The following is a 19,713-nucleotide window of genomic DNA, read 5'->3' as shown; positions in this document are numbered from 1 at the left end:
AAAATTAACTTTGTCTATAGGATTAGTAGAGTTTATAAATAATATTAGAAACCAAAAAACTATATTTTGAAAACAACCGAAAGCATATCGTACTACATTTTACCTAAAAAATATACATATAACACTTTTTGTTATATGTGCTTCTGTTGCTAATCCTTCCAGCCTTATTCGGTCTGTTGATTATTTCCTAATCACAAAATCAATCTGATTCAAAGACGGATATTCCAAAATAACCACAATACAATTTATTGAAATTACAAAAGTCTGTTCAATGCATTGATTTGTATTGAGCTGGCCTTGAAACGATACCTATAAATCCAAAAAGAATTAATAATTAAACAAAACTAAGATGAAAAAAATGCAAAGCTGTTGCTGTAAATAAAAAAAGCCATTTCTGCGGCAACAGAAATGGCGAGGCTTAAAGAAAATTTATCGTGAAATAAAGAAAACAAGGAAGAGAGTTGAAAAATCAACTTTCAAGGCTCCTTGTTAATTACTCAAAACCATTACAAAGAAATGAAAAAAATATTAAAGATATACTCATTGCTTTTTCTCCTGCTTTCTTATGCAGGAATTAATGCCCAGAATACCACACCCCTTATACAATCAAAACTTGACGGAACTCTTGTGGATGATATTACAAATCAGCCTGTTATCGGAGCTTCCATTACGATTAAAGGTACAACTCACGGAGTTGTAACGGATGCAGAAGGAAAATTTTATTTTCAAACCGGTCAAAAACTTCCTTATACTTTAATCGTAAGTTATATCGGGTACAAAAAACTGGAAATCATAGTGGATAAAAATCCGGTGACGATTAGTTTAAAAGAAGAAAGACAGGAACTGGATGAATTAGTCGTTGTCGGGTACGGAACTCAGAAAAGAAAAGACATTACAGGCTCTGTAGCCTCTGTTCCAAAAGCGAATTTATCTCAGGTAACCTCATCGGCAGATAACTTATTAAGAGGTGCTGTTGCCGGGGTTGTAGTTACACAAAGTTCAGGTCGTCCCGGCGCTTCATCCAGCGTTCGTATTCGTGGAGGAAACTCGATTACAGCAGGTAATGAACCTCTATATGTTGTAGACGGAATCTTAATTTATAATGACAATAATAATGGTTCAGCCGGAGTTTCTTTTGCCGGAGCGAGTATCAACGTACTTTCTACCATAAATCCTGCCGATATTGAATCTATCGAGGTTTTAAAAGATGCTTCCGCCACTGCCATTTACGGATCACGCGGCTCCAATGGCGTTGTAATCATTACAACTAAAAAGGGTACGAAAGGTCACGACAATATTTCCTACCAGGGCTATTTCGGGTTCCAGGATGTTTCAAAGAAACTGCACTTGATGAACGCCGCTCAATGGGCCAGTTTACGAAATGATGTTCAGGCCAGTATCGGACAGACTCCTTCCTTTACGGCTGCACAAATCGAAGATTTCAGAAATTCCGGAGGATACGACTGGCAGTCTGCTGCTTTTAGATCTTCGGCTCCCGTACAAAATCACCAGTTGTCTTTTTCGGGAGGTGACGAAAGATCCCGTTATGCCGTTTCTGCAGGATATTTTGATCAGGAAGGAACTGTCCTGGGATCTGATTTTAAGAGAATCTCACTTCGCATTAACTACGAAAAAAATTATTCCACGAATTTTAAATTTGGTGTGAATGCCAACTACAGCAACTCCATCGCAAACGGAGTTGGAAGTAACGGAAATGGCGGAAGAACACCAAACCCAATCGTAAGTGCCGTATTAACAGCACCTGTAGTGCCAATTAGAAATACTGACGGAACTTATAATGTGACGAATAATATTTACGCAACGTCAGTAAACGGTTTTGTTCCGAATCCTATTAATGATTTGGAAAATACAATTAACGAAACTAAAATCAGCCGAATTTTAACCAGTTTATTTGGAGAGTATAAAATCACCAAAAAACTGACTGCAAAAGTTGCCGTAAGCGGTGATGTTATTAATACGAAACAAAACTACTACGCGCCTGCCAATACTACAAACGGTGCCGGAACGAAAGGTCTGGCCTCAATAGGAGACAGACTGGTAAGTTCTGTACTGAACGAAAATACCCTGAACTATAATACTACATTCGGCGAAAACCATAAATTTTCCGTTTTGGGAGGCTATACGCTTCAATATACGCAGGGAGAAACCGTAAATGCCGGAGCAAATACTTTTGTCAATGATTCGAATACGTATAATGCGATTCAGGATGGTGTCGCTGTAAAACCGTATAGCGATGCCTTTGAAAGTGTCTTAAAATCATGGCTTGCGAGGGTAAATTACTCCTACAGGGGAAAATATAATTTTACGCTTTCCGGACGTGCGGACGGTTCTTCCAGATTTGGTTCTGAATCGCTTTGGGGTTATTTCCCATCTGCCGGTTTCTCCTGGAATATTACCGATGAAGAATTCGCTAATAATATCAAAGGCGTGACCGAAGCCAAACTTAGACTTACAGCGGGAACTACAGGAAACCAGGAAATTGGAAATTACCTTTCGCTAGCTTCCATGGGTTCTGTAAATTACTCTTTTGGCGGAACCTTATATACAGGATTAGCTCCTACCCGACTGGCAAATCCGGATCTGAAATGGGAGAAAACAACGCAGTATAATGCTGGTTTAGATTTATCGTTATTAGACCGAAAAGTAAATTTTGTTTTTGATGTGTATTACAAAAAAACAAACGATTTGTTAATTAGCGTTCCGGTACCCTTAACTTCCGGGTATGCAACTGTACTTCAAAACATTGGAGGTGTCGAAAATAAAGGTATCGAGGTAGGTTTAACAACTGAAAATTTAAAAACAGAACATTTCTCGTGGAATTCCAACATTGTATTTTCTGCTAACAGAAACAAAGTAGTATCAATAGGAAACGGAGTCGATCAGTTTTTCCCGGTAGTGCCGAATGGCTCTTTATTGCAACAACAGCCTGTAACCGTAAAAGTAGGTTTGCCTTTGGGAACTTTCTGGGGATACAAAACAAATGGTATTTTCCAGACTCAGGAAGAAGTGAATACACAGCCGAAAATCAACAGTTTAGCCAATACAAAAGTGGGAGACCGTAAGTATGTGGATACCAATGGCGACGGAGTTATCACTGCTCTGGACAAAGGTAATCTCGGTACTTCCCAGCCAAAATTTGTGGCAAGTTTCAGTAACACTATTTCGTATCGCGATTTCGACTTGAATTTCTCTTTCCAGGGATCTTACGGTGCAAAAATATTCAATGCTTTAAACCAGCAATTAGAAATTTCAACGCTGGGAACCAACGCCAATGTTACTTTAGAAGACCGTTGGACCCCAACAAACCCAAGCAATGAAATTCCGAGAGCGTCAAGTTCTCCGCTTGGAATCGTTTCTGAGCGTTATGTAGAAGATGCTTCTTTCGTCAGATTAAAATTAGTTACTCTGGGGTATACATTACCAAAGAGTGTTTCGAAAAGACTGGGAGCCACCAGTGTGAAATTTTATGTTTCCGCAGAGAATCTGGTAACGTGGACAAAATATACCGGATATGATCCGGAGGTAAGTTCCTACGAACAAAATAACTTATATCCGGGAATTGACTTTGGTTCGTATCCAAACTCCAGAACATTCATCTCGGGCCTGAACGTAACTTTCTAAGTAAAAAAAATATAAAATGAAAAAGATCATACTATTATTCCTTTTAAGTGCCGGACTGTTTGTTTCGTGCGCCGATTTAGAGGTAACACCAACCTCTTTTGTAACCGAAGATAAGTACTTCAAAACCCAGGATGATGCCGTTGCCAGTGTAGCCGCTGTTTATGCCTCGTTAAGTCTTGATCCGGGGGAGCAGAGTTTATTCGGGAGAAATCTTTATTTCTTAACCGATATGGGTTCTGACTATGCAGCAGCGGGAGTTTCTGCTACAAATCCACAGGTAAGGGCCATGAGTGCTTTAACACATGATGCCACTAACGACCGTGTTCAGGTAGCATGGAGACAAATTTATGCCGGAATTAACAGAGCAAATGTGTCTATTGATAACATTTCGAAAGTTTCAGGCTCAGAGACCGTAAAAACCAGATTAATCAATGAAGCAAAATTCATCAGAGGGTTATTGTACTTTCAGGCAGTCCGTCTTTGGGGCGGAGTTCCGATTGTTTTACACGAACCGACTTCTATTCAGTTAGAAAGTTTAAAATCAAAAAGAGCCACTGTAGACGAAGTTTATGCACAGATTATTAAAGATCTTACCGATGCTGAAGGCCTGCCTCCTACCTATTCAGCAGCCGATGCAGGCCGTGCCACTTCGGGGGCTGCAAAAGCAATTTTAACCAAAGTTTACCTGACCCGAAAAGACTATCCAAATGCTATCGCAAAAGCAAGAGAAGTAATCAACGGCGGATACGGATATGCATTGTTCGAAAATTTCCAGGACATCTTTACCAAAACAAAGAAAAACGGAAAAGAACATATCTTCTCTGTTCAGTTTGAGCCGAATCAGGCCGGAAACGGATCCAGCGGAAGTACTTTCCAGTCTACTTCTTTTACCGGATTTACAGCCACGGAACCTGCTGATATTATCTCAGACGTCGCTTTGTTTTATGATATTTATGCTGCCGGAGATACCAGAAGAGATGTGAGTTACGCCAAAAAATTGGTCAATCCGGTTACAGGAACGCTTTATACTTTTCCTAAGCCTATTTTTAAAAAATACCTGGATTTAACCAATCTGGCAACGCCGGGAAATACAGCCATTAATTTTCCGCTTATTCGTTATGCAGACATTTTATTGTCTTTGGCGGAAGCGATAAACGAACAGGGAGCGCCAACTGCCGAAGCTTATGAATTGCTTAATCAGGTGAGAAGACGAGCTTTTGGAAAACCAATTACAACTCCGGATGCCACTGTAGATCTGGCAGGACTGGATCAAGTCACTTTTAGGGCAGCCATTCAGGAAGAACGTAAAAAAGAATTTGTTCAGGAAGGACAAAGATGGTTTGACTTAGTACGCTGGGGAACTTTGGTTACGGAAGTGAAAAAAGTAACAGCCAAAAATTCGGTTTCCGAAAAAAATAACCTTTACCCAATTCCGCAAAGCGAAAGAAATTTTGATCCGGTTGGGTTACCACAAAACCCGGGTTACAATTAAACGGCTTCTATACAAGTAAATAAAATGATTAAAAAACTGTTCCTTATTGCGTTGTTGGTTGTTGGACCATTTCAGCTGTTTGCACAGAAAAAGCAACCTAATATCATCGTCATTTTGGCAGATGATTTAGGTTTCTCAGATATTGGTGCTTTTGGCTCAGAAATTAAAACACCAAACCTGAATAAGCTCGCTAAAGATGGGCTTATACTAAACCAGTTTTATAATGCCGGGCGTTGCTGTCCATCCCGGGCTGCATTGCTCACGGGTTTGTATCCGCATCAGGCAGGTATTGGGGACATGGTTCAGGACAAGGGGTTTCCGGCTTATCAGGGCTATTTAAACGAACATTGCATCACGATTGGGCAGGCACTTAAACTCGCAGGTTACAACACTATTGTTTCGGGAAAATGGCACGTTGGATTAGTACCATCGGCCTGGGCGGTTAATCGGGGATTTGATGATTCTTTTACGTTACAAAACAATGGAAGCAGTTATTTTAACTCGGAACCTTTGTATAACGACGGAAGAAAAGTGACTTTTTTGAAAGGAGATAAAGAAGTTATCCGCACAGATACCTCTGCCTATCTCACTCAGGAGATTACCAATTTTGCTGTTAATTCTTTAGAAAAGCAGCGAAACCAGCAACAGCCTTTTTTTCTTTATGTGGCGTATAATGCTCCGCATTGGCCCATTCAGGCATTGCCGGAAGATATTGCAAAATACAAAGGCAAATACCTGGAAGGCTGGGATAAATTGAGAGCGAGGCGTTTTAAAAAATTAAAAGAACAGGGAATCGTTGCTAAAAACTGGGACTTATCAGATCGTTTTGAAAAAGTGCCGGACTGGGAAAAACTAAGCCCCGAAGAAAAAGACAAATGGGATACGCGGATGGCCATTTACGCCGCCATGATCGACAGGATGGATGCCGGAATTGGAGAAATCCTGCAGAAAGTCAAGTCTTTGGGAGAAGAAGATAATACCCTTGTTCTTTTTCTTTCAGATAATGGAGGAAGCGCCGACGATGTAAAAAACTGGAATTATGTGACACAAAAAAACGGTACTCCCGGTTCGGCAGCGTCAATTGACAGTTACGAAAGTCCCTGGGGAAATGTGAGTAACACACCTTTCCGGTTATTCAAAAAGAACACCCACGAAGGCGGTATTGCTTCCCCATTTATTGCTTATTATCCACAGCATATTAAGGCGGGTTCACTAAGCAACAGGGTAAGCCATGTGATTGATATTTTGCCAACTTGTCTTGAATATGCAGGTTTTCAATATCCCGATTCTTTTCAGGGAAAGAACCTGATCCCCCTAGAAGGTATCCCCTTAAAAAAGGAATTCGAAGGACAACAATCTGATGCGCATGAAGCTTTGTTTTGGGAACATGAAGGCAGCAAAGCAGTAAGAAAAGGCGAGTGGAAAGCAGTAGCCGAAAACAATCAGCCCTGGGAATTGTACAATCTTGCAACCGACAGAACAGAGACAAAAAATTTGGCAGAATCAGAACCAAAACTGCTCCAAAGCCTGATTGAATTACATCAGGAATGGTCCGTAAAAGTAGGTGTCGAAGATTGGAATAAAATAAAATAATACAGCTAAAACACTGGTTACATGTCAGGTAAATAAAACTAACAAACGCCAGCTAATCTGCAGGAACTAGTAACCAAAGCAAACAAGTAAAATTATTACTTAATCAACTAAAAACTATTTAAAATGAAAAAAATTAATAACTACAGTACCATCAAAAGTCCTAAAAAGGGACTTCTGATTACCGCATTACTGGTTGCCCAATTCGGTTTTGCACAGGATCAACAAGACGCTAATTTCAAAGGCGTTATCGGCAAAACAATAGCGGATTCCAAAGAATATTGGCCGAAACCGGTAAAAGCACCGGCCGGAGCACCCAATATTGTCTGGATTTTATTAGACGATGTAGGATTTGGAGCTTCAAGTGCTTTTGGTGGTTTGATACAGACCCCAACTTTCGATAATCTGGCCAATAACGGTTTACGTTATACCAACTTCCATACGACTGCCATTTGTGCCCCTACACGCGCCGCTTTATTAACAGGAAGAAATTCAGGAAAAGTACATGTAAGCGGATTTTCGCACACTGTTTTATCAGCAGGTTTCCCGGGCTGGGATGGCCGAATTCCGTCTGACAAAGGAACAATTGCCGAGATTTTAAGAGACAAAGGGTACAACACTTTTGCCGTTGGTAAATACGGACTGACGCCGGATGAAGAAGCTTCTGACGCCGGACCATTCGACAGATGGCCCACCGGAAAAGGATTTGAACACTTTTTTGGTTTCTTGGGGTCACAAACCGATCAGTACAAACCCGATTTAGTAGAAGATAATACGCATATTGTTCCTGACGGAAGACATTTAACAGACCAGATTACAGATAAGGCCATTGGCTATATCACGAAACAACACAAAGCCGCGCCTGATAAACCGTTCTTTTTGTACTATGCACCGGGAGCGGTTCATGCACCTCATCAGGTGGCAGAATCGTGGAGTGATCCGTACAAAGGAAAATTTGATGAAGGCTGGGATGTCTACCGTGAAAAAGTATTAGCCAATCAGAAAAAATTAGGTGTCATTCCGGCGAATGCTATTTTACCGGAACGCAATCCGCTTATTGCCGACTGGAAAAAACTAACTCCGGACCAAAAGAAAGTATACGCCCGATTTATGGAAGTATACGCCGGATACCTGACGTATACGGATCATGAAATCGGACGAATCGTAGACCATCTAAAAGCAACAGGTCAACTGGAAAACACGCTTATTTTTGTAGCCATTGGAGATAACGGAGCCAGTAAAGAAGGTTCTCTCCAAGGAACCATCAATCAAAATCTTTTTGCCGGCGGCGTATCTGACGAAAAAAATCTTCAGGATAATTTAAACAACATTGGAGAAATCGGAACTGCAAAAGGCCTGAATACCAACTTCCCTTTAGGCTGGGCACAGGCAACCAATTCGCCTTTCAAAAACTGGAAACAGGATGCCCATTCAGAAGGCGGAACCCGTAACCCGCTGATTGTTTTTTATCCAAAAGAAATTAAGGAAAAAGGCGGAATCAGAAATCAATACAGCCATGTAACAGATTTACTTCCGACTACACTGGATATTGCGGGAATCAAAGCACCGGAAACTATCCGTGAAATCAGGCAGGACAAAATTCAGGGTTCTTCTTTCTACGCTTCCCTGAACGATGCCAAAGCCGAATCCTTACACAAAGTTCAGTACTATTATATTTTCGGAAACAGAGCGATTTACAAAGACGGCTGGAAAGCTGCCGCAGCACACCTTCCGGATTCATTTGCCTTAAAAAATTCATTAGGAAAGAACGAAGCGCCTGTCAAAAGTAATTTTGATGCTGATGTCTGGGAACTATACAATTTGAATGAAGATTTTAATGAACGTGTAAACCTGGCTAAAAAATATCCGGAAAAATTAGCAGAGCTTCAAAAATTGTTTGATGAACAAGCTAAGGAAAACAACTTGTATCCGCTAATTGACTGGCAGGATGTTTTCAGCAGAAGAATACACAACAACGGAACGGATAAGAGTAAAAACCTTCAGGAATTAATTCGTCAGGCCAATAAACCTGCAGGTACTAATGAATAAAAATAAATAAAGATGCAGAGCCATTTTCTTTTGCAGCTAATGGCTCTGTTATGCTAAAAGTTAAATAATAACAGAAATAGCTCAGTATTTAACAAATTAATTGAAAACCAAAAAATAAAACTCTACTAAGCACATAGAATTAAAAAGGTTTTTATTTTATTTTTGTGACGCTATCTAATTTATTGATTTTCAGGGCAGGTACAAAAACTAAACTGAAACGGACACTTTAAAAAAAATTAACAATAAAAAAAAGGTAATCATGAAACGAGTAGACTATGAAATTATCGGAAAAAAGATTGTCGTTGGGGCAATCGTATTTTTAGTTCCACTAGCCATTTTGGCCGGAGGTTTAGCATTAATCAACCAATTTTTAAAATAAAGAAATCATGGCAATAGTTCAAAAAGAAAAACTAACAAGAGATTTGAGTATCAGTCTTTTAATATACAGTTTGCCTGTAGTGGCAATTTTCCTTTACTTTAAATTAACGAACGGTCTTGTGAGTGAATCACATATCACATTACCGGCATTTTTAGAGTTTGCGCAACCCGCATTTCAACACATTCGAACCTGGGGATTAATTGTTTTCATGCTCGTTTTAGGGGCGATAGAATTTGCCGCAGGCTTATACGATGACGAATGGACGGGCGAAGAACGTAAAATAGATATTATTTGTTTCTTAGCTCCAAAATTGCTTTTACCGCCTGTAATTGCTTTTTTCAGCCTAACGGCTTTGCCCTATTTAATACCAAATTTAGCCAATTCACTTTCATGGGTTCCTTTTTGGGGAGGTTTTTTCCTGATCGCAATTGCCGATGATTTAACACAATACTGGTACCACCGTTTGCACCATCAGGTTCCGTTTTTATGGCGTTTTCACAGAACGCACCATTCGGCTCCATACATGGGAATGGCGATGGCTTCCAGACAAAACTTTATCTACACGGTTTTCTTTTCTCAAATTTATCTGACTGCGACGCTGACTTATTTAGGTTTAGGACTACCTGCTTTGTTTGTACTGGTGATCAAAAGTTTTATCACTTTAGGGGCTCATTCAAGCATTGCCTGGGACAAACCCTTTTACAAATACAAAGTATTACATCCAATTGCATGGGTTTTAGAGCGTCTGATCTCGACTCCGGCAACGCATCACGCACATCATGCCGATACAAGCGGAGATGGTGTCGGTCACTTTAAAGGCAACTTCGGCAATATGTTTTTTATCTGGGACATCATTTTCGGAACAGGTTTAATTACGCGTAAATTCCCGGAATCATACGGAATGAAATCCTATAAACAAGAAGAATGGTATGCCCAGTTTTTATGGCCAATATTCAAATCTAAAAAAGAAGGAAGTGCCTTGGCAGAAGGTGTTTTATCTGTTCCGCTAAAAACTAAAGCAGAAACTGTTGCTGCTCCAACTCCGGTCTACTACGACGAACCGGCTCAGGTATAAAACAGTCAGGAATACAACAACGAAATCCGAAAACGGCGATCGGAATTATATCATAAAAAATTGGCAGTGCTTTTCAGGTTCAACTTTGAAATACACTGCCAACTTTATAAAATTACAGGAAATCATGAAAAATAAAATACTCAAAAACAGTCTCTCAGCCCTGCTCTTCCTTTTTACCCTTGCAGGTTTTGCACAGGATAAAAGCTCGAGTGTGGTTTTGCTGGATGCTTTTTATTCAAAAATCAAAACCCAGAAAAACCCGCAGGTCATTGATGCCAGAGGCCCGGAAGAATTTGCGTTAAACCATATAGAAGGCGCCCTGAATTTCAATACCAAATCTGAAAATTTCGAAAAAGCGGTAGCCGCCTTAAATCCGTCACAACCCGTATTTATTTATTCCATTGCCGCTTACCGAAGTGGTCTTTTAGCAACAGAATTAGTAAAAAAAGGCTTTTCGGAAGTCTATATCTTAGAAGGCGGAATTGCCAGCTGGATTGGCGGCGGAAAACCTTTTTACAGCAATCTGAAAAGCAAATTGACTTTGCCGGAATACAAAAAAATTGTTGTCGATAACAACTATGTTTTAGTAGATATCGGATCTAAATATTGTGCTACCTGCAAAACGGTAAAACCAATTTTAGAAAACCTCAGAACGCAATACGGGGAAAAACTAAAAATCGTACAGATTGAGCTAGAAGAAAGCCCTCAGGTCATTGCCGATTTAAAAACCGTACGGGTCTTCCCTACTCTGATCTTGTATCAGAATGGTAAAATTGTCTTCAAAAAAGATGGTCTGGGTGATTTGAAAAATGATGTGGATGTGGCTTTGGCCCAAAGATAATAGTCTAAAAATATTTAAATGTCAGCTACAACCAAACAATTTGCCCTGCACGAAGACTGGACAGTAGTTCTTTTAGCATTTCTAATCATTGGGATTTCCCTGTTTCTTTTTCTTCCTGAAGTGCCCGCTTTCAAATGGTCCGGTATAGCCGATTTACGAGAGGATGTTTTTGAATTCGGAAATCTGCAGACCCTGCTGCTGCAATTTGTCTATTTCCTTTCGATCGGAACCATAGGGGCCTTTTTGATTGGAAAACCGGTAAAAAGCTTTTTAGTTGTTTTCCCGGTCGTTTATATACTGACGTTAATTTCATTAATTATTGCCGGAAATACTTTCGTAAAAGGCATCAATCTGGAAGCCGTTATTTTCAGTCTGATCATTGGTCTGGCAATCGGTAATTTTTTCAAACTGCCCGAATGGTTTCGTACGGCACTTTCTACAGAAGTTTTTGTAAAAATCGGACTGGTTTTGCTGGGCACCAGCGTTATCTTTTCCGACATTCTGAAAGCAGGTTCGCTGGGACTCTTTCAGGCTTTGGTCGTGGTATTGTCGGTGTGGTACTTTGCCTTCTGGCTCTGCCGTAAATTAAAAGTGGATGATGAACTGACTATGATGATTTCGAGTGCGGTTTCCATCTGTGGTGTTTCAGCTGCAATCGCGACTTCGGGAGCTATTAAGGGAGATTCGAAGAAACTGTCTTATGTCATTTCGATGGTATTGGTAACCGCAATTCCGATGATGATTTTCATGCCTGTTATTGCGCGTTATTTCAACTTTCCCGAAGAAGTTACCGGAGCCTGGCTGGGCGGAAGTATTGATACCTCCGGAGCTGTTGTGGCTTCCGGAACCCTTGTTGGGGAAACTGCTTTAAAAATCAGTACGATCGTAAAATTCTCCCAAAATGTATTGTTGGGACTGGCTGCCTTTGCCATCTCTCTTTATTGGATTTACACTCAAAACACCTCTGCGGAAACTGCGGATGCAAAACCAACGCTGGGAATTATCTGGGAACGTTTTCCAAAATTTGTTATTGGCTTTATTGGCGCTTCGCTTGTTTTTTCCTTTCTGCTTACTCCCGAAACCCGGGATAATGTGAAAGACAGTTTAAAAAATATTCAGGGACTTTGGTTCGCACTTGCTTTTACCAGTATTGGCCTGGAAACGAACTTCAAAGATTTATTTAGCAATACCAGTAAAAAACCGCTATACGCCTTTTTAATAGCACAGCTATTCAATATAATCCTTACACTCCTGATCGCATTTGTACTTTTCAGTACCTGATCCGGTTTAAAATTTACTCCAACGCATGAAAAAAATATCTATTACACTGTCGCTGCTTCTTTCGGCAGCCGTTTTGGTACAGGCACAACATAAAACTGAAGGTACAAAACCGAATATCATTTTGATTATGGTCGACGATATGGGCTATTCGGATTTAGGAAATTATGGTTCAGAAATAAAAACACCCAATCTTGACAAACTGGCAAAGGAAGGAACCCGACTGCGTGAATTCTACAACAACTCCATTTGTGCCCCAACAAGGGCATCTTTACTCACAGGCCAGTATCAGCATAAAGCCGGTGTTGGTTTTTTCGATGTCAATTTAGGATTACCGGCGTATCAGGGATATTTAAACAAAGAGTCCCTGACACTGGGAGAAGTTTTTCGCTCGGGCGGATACAGTACCCTTTTATCCGGAAAATGGCACGTAGGTTCCGAAGATCAGGCACAATGGCCGAACCAGAGAGGCTTTGATAAATTTTACGGCATTTTAAAAGGAGCTTCGAATTATTTTGATACCAAACCCCTGCCTTTTGGAAAGACGCCTTATCCTGTAAAACTGATCCGAAATAATGAAGAACTGCACCCTAAAGATGATTCGTATTATTTTACAGATGAAATCGGGAATAATGCAGTTGCTTTTCTGGACGAGCAGAACAAGGAAAATAAGCCTTTCTTTTTGTACCTCGCTTTTACCGCGCCACACTGGCCACTTCAGGCTAAACCGGTTGATATTGCCAAATACAGAGGGAAATTTGATGAAGGCTGGGATATTTTAAGAGAAAAGAGAATCCAGAAATTAAAAGAAAACGGCATTTTACCGGCAGATCAGACCGTAGCGCCAAAAGATCCTGAAGTTCCGGAATGGAATAAACTGACTTACGACGAAAAGCAGTTCTGGAAAGCAAAAATGGAAGTCTATGCGGCCATGGTCGACAATATGGATCAGAATGTAGGCAAGGTTCTGGAAAAAATAAAAGCCCTGAAAAAAGATCAGAACACCCTGATTATCTTCATTTCGGATAACGGCGCGCAGGGAGGTTTTAATACTTATAATCCGCTTGGAAGAGGATTAGTACGGAATGAAGGTCCTGTCGGAACTTCCGGATCCTTTGATTATCAGGAACAAAACTGGGCGTATTTGTCGAATACTCCTTTACAGCAATATAAAAATAATATGCACGAAGGTGGATTCAGTTCCCCTTTTATCTCCTGGTTTCCTTCTAAAATAAAAGCAGGAAGAATAGACAAAGGAACAGGACATATCATTGACCTTGCTCCTACTTTCTATCAACTCGCCGGAATTGAATATCCTAAGGAATATAATGGTGTGACCTCAAATCCTTTGGTTGGAAAGAGTTTACTGCCTGTTTTATTTGATAATGTTTCGCAGGTAGACAGAGGCGCACCATTATTTTGGGAAAGAGCCGGAAATCGAGCCGTAAGGGATGGCAAATGGAAACTGGTATCTATTTATCCGTCTTACGAATGGGAACTGTATGATATCGAAACAGACCGCGGCGAAACCAAAAATGTAGCGCAGCAAAATCCCGGAATCGTAAATAAACTTTCTGCCGAATATTTCGAATGGGCCGACAAAACGGGAGTGGTAGAATACAGTAAATTTAAGCTAAAACCGGAACAGATGCCCGGCGGTGCTGCTCTTAAGAAATAGAATCTAATTTCCTGCAGGAGGTCTGAAAGTAAAAAATTTAAGCCCGGCTTTTTTTAGAAAACCAATTACAAACAAAAGGCGATTGCATTTAGCAATCGCCTTTTTATATAGTAAAGTAAGCTGAATTAATTTTACCTGAAATCGTTTAGTGATTTTTCAATAATCTCCAGACATTCCTGAATTTGAGATTCGGTCATGACCAAAGGCGGCGCCAGTCTGATTTTATTTCCGTGAGTTGGTTTTGCCAATAATCCGTTGTCCCTGAATTTCAGGCAGATTTCCCAGGCCAGATCAGAATCTTCACCGCAATTAATGACGATGGCATTTAGCAATCCTTTACCGCGTACTAACGTAATCAGGTCATTTCTTTGTGCAATTTCGTTTAATCCTTTGCGCAAAATAATCCCCAAACGCTCAGCATTTTCAGCTAATTTTTCGTCTCTTACCACTTCAAGTGCGGCAATTGCAACTGCCGCAGCAACAGGATTTCCACCAAAAGTAGATCCATGCTGTCCCGGTCTGATAACATTCATAATCTCGTTATTGGCCAAAACCGCAGAAACCGGATAAACACCGCCTGAAATTGCTTTTCCTAAGATTAAAATATCAGGCTGTACATTTTCGTGATGAACGGCTAGTAATTTTCCCGTACGTGCAATTCCAGTCTGAACTTCGTCTGCAATAAACAGTACATTATGTTTTTCACAAAGCTCTTTTGCTTTCGCTAAATAACCTTCAGAAGGAACGTAAACCCCGGCTTCCCCCTGAATCGGTTCAACAAGGAATCCGGCAATATTTTTTGAAGATTCCAAAGCTTTTTCCAAAGCTTCCAGATTATCATATTCAATTTTTATAAATCCCTCTGTAAAAGGACCGAAGTTTTTACGGGCACTCTCATCATTCGAAAATGAAATAATAGTAGTAGTTCTTCCGTGAAAATTATTCTCGCACACAATAATCTGAGCCAGGTTTTCATGAATTCCTTTTACTTCGTACGCCCATTTTCTGCAAAGCTTAAGAGCAGTCTCAACCGCCTCAGCACCTGTATTCATGGGTAATACTTTATCAAAACCAAAATAATTGGTAATAAATTCTTCGTAATTCCCCAATTTATCGTTGTAAAACGCTCTTGAAGTTAAAGTCAGTTTCTGCGCCTGATCTGTCATTGCTTTTACAATAACCGGATGGCAATGCCCCTGATTTACGGCAGAGTAAGCAGATAAAAAGTCATAATATTTTTTTCCATCAACATCCCATACGTAAACACCTTCGCCTCGTTCTAAAACTACCGGAAGCGGATGATAATTGTGCGCTCCGTATTTATTCTCTTTTTCGATCAAAACTTCTGATTTTGACGAAAGTATTTCCTGTTGATGTCCCATAATATTTTCTTTTTACGGAAACAAAAATATAAAAATTATTTATTTACAACCATTAAATCACAACTTTTAACTTCATTACGACTCTTAAAAATCAAATTTATTATTTAAACCAGAATAAAAGTCAATTTTGCATTTGATTGCCGATTTCAAACCAGACTTATTTCTATCTTTACATTATTAAACCTGTAAAAAATAGCAGCATGGATATTTTAGATGAATTTGACATAAACATTATCAAAGAATTAGAAAAAGACGGCAGAATCGCTTTTTCGACGATTGCTACTAATCTGAAAATTTCAAATACGATGGTGCACCAGCGTATTAACCGTTTGTTTGAACAGGGCATTATTACCGGCATCAAACCGATTCTGAATGAAAAACAGATTGGTTATGACTGGGCTTCTTTCACCGGAATTACGCTGAATAAGGATTCTGATTCCGAAAGAATTATCGAGGCCCTAAAAGAAATTCCGGAGATTACGGAATGCTACTTTGTAACCGGATCGTTTACGCTGTACCTGAAAATCACGGCAAAAAACCACGAACACATGCGTAAAATATTATATGAAAAAATCGATAATATTCCCGGAATTGCCAAAACAGACTCCATGGTAGAACTCGGTTGCGCTTTTAAAAGAAACATAAGCTTATAAACAGCTAATTATTAAAGAATTAACTAAACAATTCAAAGTTTGGCAAACCTCACAAGAAATATCTTTTGAGATTTTTTTGTAACATAATATTTCTGATATTTGTTAAAAATTGTAAAACTATGAAAAACTCAACCCTGCTCCTCTTCGCTACAATATTATTTTCAAACACTATAAACGCACAATTGAAAACAGTAAAATACACTGACGGAAATCAGGCCTTAAATGGCTTATTTATAAAAGCGGCCAAAAAAAGCACAAACAATCCCGGTATCCTTCTTTTACCAGCCTGGCTGGGGATTGACAATGCCTCAAAAGGAATTGCAGAAAATTTATCAAAATTAGGTTATCATGTTTTCATCGCTGATATCTATGGTGAAGGAAACTATCCGAAAAATACTGCTGAAGCGGGAAAACAAGCCGGTTACTTTAAAACCAACTTTGCAGATTATCAAAAAAGAATCAATCTGGCTTTACAGGAATTAATCAAATCCGGTGCAAATGCCGATAACATTGTTGCGATCGGATATTGCTTCGGAGGAACGGGAGTTCTTGAAGCTGCACGCGGGCATCTGAATATAAAAGGAATCGCTTCTTTTCACGGAGGGCTGGGCAAAGATGCGACAAGAGCTGTTGAGCCAATTACCACTAAAGTTTTGATTTGCCACGGTGCTGATGATCCTTTTGTTTCAAAAGAAGAAATAACGGCTTTCCAACAGGAAATGCGTGACTCAAAAGCCGACTGGCAAATGATTTACTACGCCAATTCTGTGCATTCCTTTACCAATCCCGAAGCCGGAAGCGATAATTCAAAAGGAGCGGCTTATAATGAAAAAGCAGCGAAAAGATCTTTTGAACATTTGCAGCTTTTTCTGAATGAAGTCCTGAAAAAATAAGCTTCGAAACAGCCCGCAGATGTAGCAGATTGACAGAGTTACTAAAAAATTAATTAAACTCTTTTATCATGGTAGCAATCAGGAGTGAAAAAAAACCGGTGCAAACCCGTTTAAATCCGTTAAATCCGTGGGCAAAAAAAACAACAAACCAAAAACCAAATTAACCATAAATTACCAATGTCACATAGTCCGATTAGAAAAGATAAAACCTGTTTAAATTGCAGGCATGTTGTAGAGCAAAAATATTGTCCGAATTGCGGACAGGAGAATACAGACAGCCGAAAAACCTTTCACCATTTATTTATTCATTTTTTTGAAGACTTAACGCATTACGAAAATGCTTTCTGGAAAACGATCAAAAATCTGCTCTTTAAACCTTCAACACTGACCAAAGAATATCTTTCGGGAAAAAGGCTGTCGTATTTGGCACCCGTTCGTTTGTATATCTTTATCAGTTTTATCACTTTTCTTTTAATTGCTATATTCCCCGGCAAAGTGAGTGAAGATATCAATAAAAGCGAAAAAGAGCTGGATACCGCTGAAATAATAAATCAGGCGAATAAAGGAAGTGAAATGAAAATTTCCAGCAAGTTTTTCGATTTCAAATCCATGAAAGAAATAGATTCGATTCAGAAATACGGAAAGGAAGACGAGAAGCTTTCCGATTTTCAGTACTGGGCTTACGAAAAAGTAACGAATGTCACGGAACACAATACTAAAAAGGAAATCATTGAAAAATTTATTGAATCCTTTTTTCATAATATCCCAAAAATATTGTTTGTCATCATGCCGTTTTTTGCTTTCTTTTTGTGGATTTTTCACAGTAAAAAGAAATGGTATTACTTTGATCACGGGATTTTTACACTGCACTATTTTTCGTTTTTGCTTCTCATCTTTCTGATTCTGTTTATCGTTAACAGGATAGTTGGTTTGTTTGGGGAAGATAATCCGCTAACCTTCCTATCTAACATCATAACATTTGTAGGGACGCTATGGATGTGCTATTATTTTTATCCGGCCCACCATCGTTTTTACGGGGAAACGAGAATTGTTTCTTTTATAAAAAGCGTGTTTTTGTTCTTTATAAACTCCCTTTTTATTTTATTTTTACTATTATTTTATATTTTTTACACATTCATCAATTTACACTAAACCAAAAATGAAAAAACTTGTAATTTTATTATTAATTACTTCTGCATTTTCATGTAAAAATGCGCAGCTGGCTGCCTCTAAGGACAATTCAGATCCAACCAAATACATGAAAGTCATCACCGAAAAGGATTTAAAAACAATGTTATACGTTGTTGCTTCAGATGAAATGGAAGGCCGTGAAACGGGTTCAAAAGGACAGAAAAAAGCCGGACTTTATATGATCGAGCAATACAAAAAGAATGGAATTTCGTTTCCTAAAGGAGCAAAAGATTACTATCAGCCAATTCCCGCAGCATTCCTGAATGCAAGACGCAACGAAAACTTACCTGATTCTGAAAATATCTGGGCGTATATTGAAGGTTCTGAAAAACCGGATGAAGTACTGGTAATTTCAGCGCATTATGACCACGTTGGAATTAAAAACGGTGAAGTTTACAATGGTGCTGATGATGATGGTTCCGGGACTGTAGCAGTTATGGAAATTGCAAAAGCGTTCGCAAAAGCCAAAAAAGACGGACACGGACCAAAACGTTCAATACTGTTCCTTCACGTTACCGGAGAAGAGCACGGATTACACGGTTCCCGTTATTATTCTGAAAACCCGTTGTTCCCAATTGCCAATACCATCACTGATATCAATATTGACATGATCGGAAGACGCGATGTAGAACATGCAAAATCCAATAATTATGTTTATGTAATTGGCGCGGACCGTTTGTCTACGGAATTACACAATACAGTGGTGAGCCAAAACGAAAAATACACAAAAGTAGACTTAGATTTTAAATTTAATGACCCGAAAGATCCAAATCATTTTTATGAGCGTTCTGACCACTACAACTTCGCAAAACATGGTATTCCGGCGGTTTTCTTTTTCAACGGAGTTCACGAAGATTACCACGGAAAAGGTGACGAACCTCAAAAAATCGAATACGATGCTTTAACCAAAAGAGCACAATTGGCATTTGTTGTCGCGTGGGATTTAGCCAATAGAGAGAACAGACCGGTAGTTGATAAACCTATTAAATAGAGGTACAAAGGTTCAGAGGGGCAAAGGTTCAGAGTTTTTTTTTAGATACTGAGATACTAAGTTGCTAAGGTCCTAAGCAAAGAAAGCAAAAAGGGATGAGTTTAAAAACTCATCCCTTTTTTTATAGTATAGATTCCAAAAAGAAAACCTTAGTAACTCAGGATCTCAGCAGCTTAGCAGCTTTAAAAAAACTTTAACCCTTTGCAACTTAGTACCTCAGCACCTTTCCTTTCGCTCAGTCTGACAAATATTGTGAAGATCCCGGAATTCGAATGAAATTTTGAACACAAAAAAACAAAAAATAGTTTACCCGACACACAAGTTTACAAAAAACAAAAAGGGATGAGTTTTCAAAAACTCATCCCTTTTTTTATAGTATAGATTCCAAAAAGAAAACCTTAGCAACTCAGGACCGCGGCAGCTTAGCAGCTTTAAAAAAACTTTAACCCTTTGCAACTTAGTCCCTCAGAACCTTTCCTTTCGCTCAGTCTGACAAACATTGTGAAGATCCCCGAATTCGAATGAAATTTAGAACACAAAAAAATAAAAAAATAGTTTACCCGACACACAAGTTTACAA

At 39.3% G+C, this 19,713-nt stretch carries 13 protein-coding genes; 12 read left to right on the top strand and 1 reads right to left on the bottom strand.

What is annotated here, in order from left to right:
- The first annotated feature begins 516 nt into the window (after nucleotides 1–516).
- From D0817_RS12280 to D0817_RS12245, 8 genes are all read left to right on the top strand, one after another.
- Nucleotides 517–3,642, top strand: a complete 3,126-nt coding sequence (locus tag D0817_RS12280; RefSeq protein WP_127338669.1) for a SusC/RagA family TonB-linked outer membrane protein — start codon at nucleotides 517–519, stop codon at nucleotides 3,640–3,642.
- 16 nt (nucleotides 3,643–3,658) lie between these two features.
- The gene (locus tag D0817_RS12275) at nucleotides 3,659–5,134 is read left to right on the top strand and encodes a RagB/SusD family nutrient uptake outer membrane protein (protein WP_127338668.1); all 1,476 of its coding nucleotides are present in this window, start codon (nucleotides 3,659–3,661) and stop codon (nucleotides 5,132–5,134) included.
- Nucleotides 5,135–5,158: 24 nt separating this feature from the next.
- Nucleotides 5,159–6,727 carry an arylsulfatase gene (locus D0817_RS12270; RefSeq protein WP_127338667.1) on the top strand — a complete coding sequence of 523 codons (1,569 nt, stop codon included), beginning with the start codon at nucleotides 5,159–5,161 and terminating at the stop codon, nucleotides 6,725–6,727.
- Nucleotides 6,728–6,850: 123 nt separating this feature from the next.
- Complete coding sequence (locus tag D0817_RS12265; protein WP_127338666.1) at nucleotides 6,851–8,773, top strand: arylsulfatase; 1,923 nt, start codon at nucleotides 6,851–6,853, stop codon at nucleotides 8,771–8,773.
- A 386-nt stretch (nucleotides 8,774–9,159) separates the two neighbouring features.
- The gene (locus D0817_RS12260; RefSeq protein WP_127338665.1) at nucleotides 9,160–10,227 is read left to right on the top strand and encodes a sterol desaturase family protein; all 1,068 of its coding nucleotides are present in this window, start codon (nucleotides 9,160–9,162) and stop codon (nucleotides 10,225–10,227) included.
- Between the two features lie 124 nt (nucleotides 10,228–10,351).
- A complete protein-coding gene (locus tag D0817_RS12255; RefSeq protein ID WP_127338664.1) occupies nucleotides 10,352–11,068 on the top strand; it encodes a thioredoxin domain-containing protein in 717 nt (238 codons plus the stop codon).
- A gap of 18 nt (nucleotides 11,069–11,086) precedes the next feature.
- Entirely contained in the window at nucleotides 11,087–12,349 is a 1,263-nt protein-coding gene (locus D0817_RS12250; protein WP_127338663.1) for a YeiH family protein, read from the top strand.
- Between the two features lie 25 nt (nucleotides 12,350–12,374).
- Nucleotides 12,375–14,024, top strand: a complete 1,650-nt coding sequence (locus D0817_RS12245) for an arylsulfatase (protein WP_127338662.1) — start codon at nucleotides 12,375–12,377, stop codon at nucleotides 14,022–14,024.
- Between the two features lie 131 nt (nucleotides 14,025–14,155).
- Here the strand turns inward: D0817_RS12245 and rocD are convergent, their stop codons facing one another.
- A complete protein-coding gene (gene rocD / locus D0817_RS12240) occupies nucleotides 14,156–15,406 on the bottom strand; it encodes an ornithine--oxo-acid transaminase (protein WP_127338661.1) in 1,251 nt (416 codons plus the stop codon).
- Nucleotides 15,407–15,606: 200 nt separating this feature from the next.
- Here rocD and D0817_RS12235 point away from each other — a divergent pair, with 200 nt between their 5' ends.
- The 4 genes from D0817_RS12235 to D0817_RS12220 all read left to right on the top strand — a co-directional run bounded on the left by D0817_RS12235 (nucleotide 15,607) and on the right by D0817_RS12220 (nucleotide 19,134).
- Nucleotides 15,607–16,059, top strand: a complete 453-nt coding sequence (locus tag D0817_RS12235; RefSeq protein ID WP_127338660.1) for an Lrp/AsnC family transcriptional regulator — start codon at nucleotides 15,607–15,609, stop codon at nucleotides 16,057–16,059.
- Nucleotides 16,060–16,178: 119 nt separating this feature from the next.
- Complete coding sequence (locus D0817_RS12230) at nucleotides 16,179–16,952, top strand: dienelactone hydrolase family protein (protein WP_127338659.1); 774 nt, start codon at nucleotides 16,179–16,181, stop codon at nucleotides 16,950–16,952.
- Between the two features lie 177 nt (nucleotides 16,953–17,129).
- Nucleotides 17,130–18,104, top strand: a complete 975-nt coding sequence (locus D0817_RS12225) for a DUF3667 domain-containing protein (RefSeq protein ID WP_127338658.1) — start codon at nucleotides 17,130–17,132, stop codon at nucleotides 18,102–18,104.
- A 7-nt stretch (nucleotides 18,105–18,111) separates the two neighbouring features.
- Entirely contained in the window at nucleotides 18,112–19,134 is a 1,023-nt protein-coding gene (locus D0817_RS12220; RefSeq protein WP_127338657.1) for a M28 family peptidase, read from the top strand.
- Nucleotides 19,135–19,713: the final 579 nt, after the last annotated feature.

Source organism: Flavobacterium cupreum (genome assembly GCF_003996965.1).
In the GTDB taxonomy this organism is placed as follows: Bacteria; Bacteroidota; Bacteroidia; order Flavobacteriales; family Flavobacteriaceae; genus Flavobacterium; species Flavobacterium cupreum.
The sequence above is the reverse complement of the archived record's forward strand: the minus strand, read 5'-3'. Positions and strand labels throughout refer to the sequence as shown.

What these genes read in the sequence shown, in the direction of transcription:
- D0817_RS12235 (WP_127338660.1), top strand. Translation starts at nt 15,607, where the DNA reads ATGGATATTTTAGATGAATTTGACATAAACATTATCAAAGAATTAGAA.
- D0817_RS12260 (WP_127338665.1), top strand. Translation starts at nt 9,160, where the DNA reads ATGGCAATAGTTCAAAAAGAAAAACTAACAAGAGATTTGAGTATCAGT.
- D0817_RS12230 (WP_127338659.1), top strand. Translation starts at nt 16,179, where the DNA reads ATGAAAAACTCAACCCTGCTCCTCTTCGCTACAATATTATTTTCAAAC.
- rocD (WP_127338661.1), bottom strand. Translation starts at nt 15,406, where the DNA reads ATGGGACATCAACAGGAAATACTTTCGTCAAAATCAGAAGTTTTGATC.
- D0817_RS12225 (WP_127338658.1), top strand. Translation starts at nt 17,130, where the DNA reads ATGTCACATAGTCCGATTAGAAAAGATAAAACCTGTTTAAATTGCAGG.
- D0817_RS12270 (WP_127338667.1), top strand. Translation starts at nt 5,159, where the DNA reads ATGATTAAAAAACTGTTCCTTATTGCGTTGTTGGTTGTTGGACCATTT.
- D0817_RS12250 (WP_127338663.1), top strand. Translation starts at nt 11,087, where the DNA reads ATGTCAGCTACAACCAAACAATTTGCCCTGCACGAAGACTGGACAGTA.
- D0817_RS12280 (WP_127338669.1), top strand. Translation starts at nt 517, where the DNA reads ATGAAAAAAATATTAAAGATATACTCATTGCTTTTTCTCCTGCTTTCT.
- D0817_RS12265 (WP_127338666.1), top strand. Translation starts at nt 6,851, where the DNA reads ATGAAAAAAATTAATAACTACAGTACCATCAAAAGTCCTAAAAAGGGA.
- D0817_RS12255 (WP_127338664.1), top strand. Translation starts at nt 10,352, where the DNA reads ATGAAAAATAAAATACTCAAAAACAGTCTCTCAGCCCTGCTCTTCCTT.
- D0817_RS12245 (WP_127338662.1), top strand. Translation starts at nt 12,375, where the DNA reads ATGAAAAAAATATCTATTACACTGTCGCTGCTTCTTTCGGCAGCCGTT.
- D0817_RS12275 (WP_127338668.1), top strand. Translation starts at nt 3,659, where the DNA reads ATGAAAAAGATCATACTATTATTCCTTTTAAGTGCCGGACTGTTTGTT.
- D0817_RS12220 (WP_127338657.1), top strand. Translation starts at nt 18,112, where the DNA reads ATGAAAAAACTTGTAATTTTATTATTAATTACTTCTGCATTTTCATGT.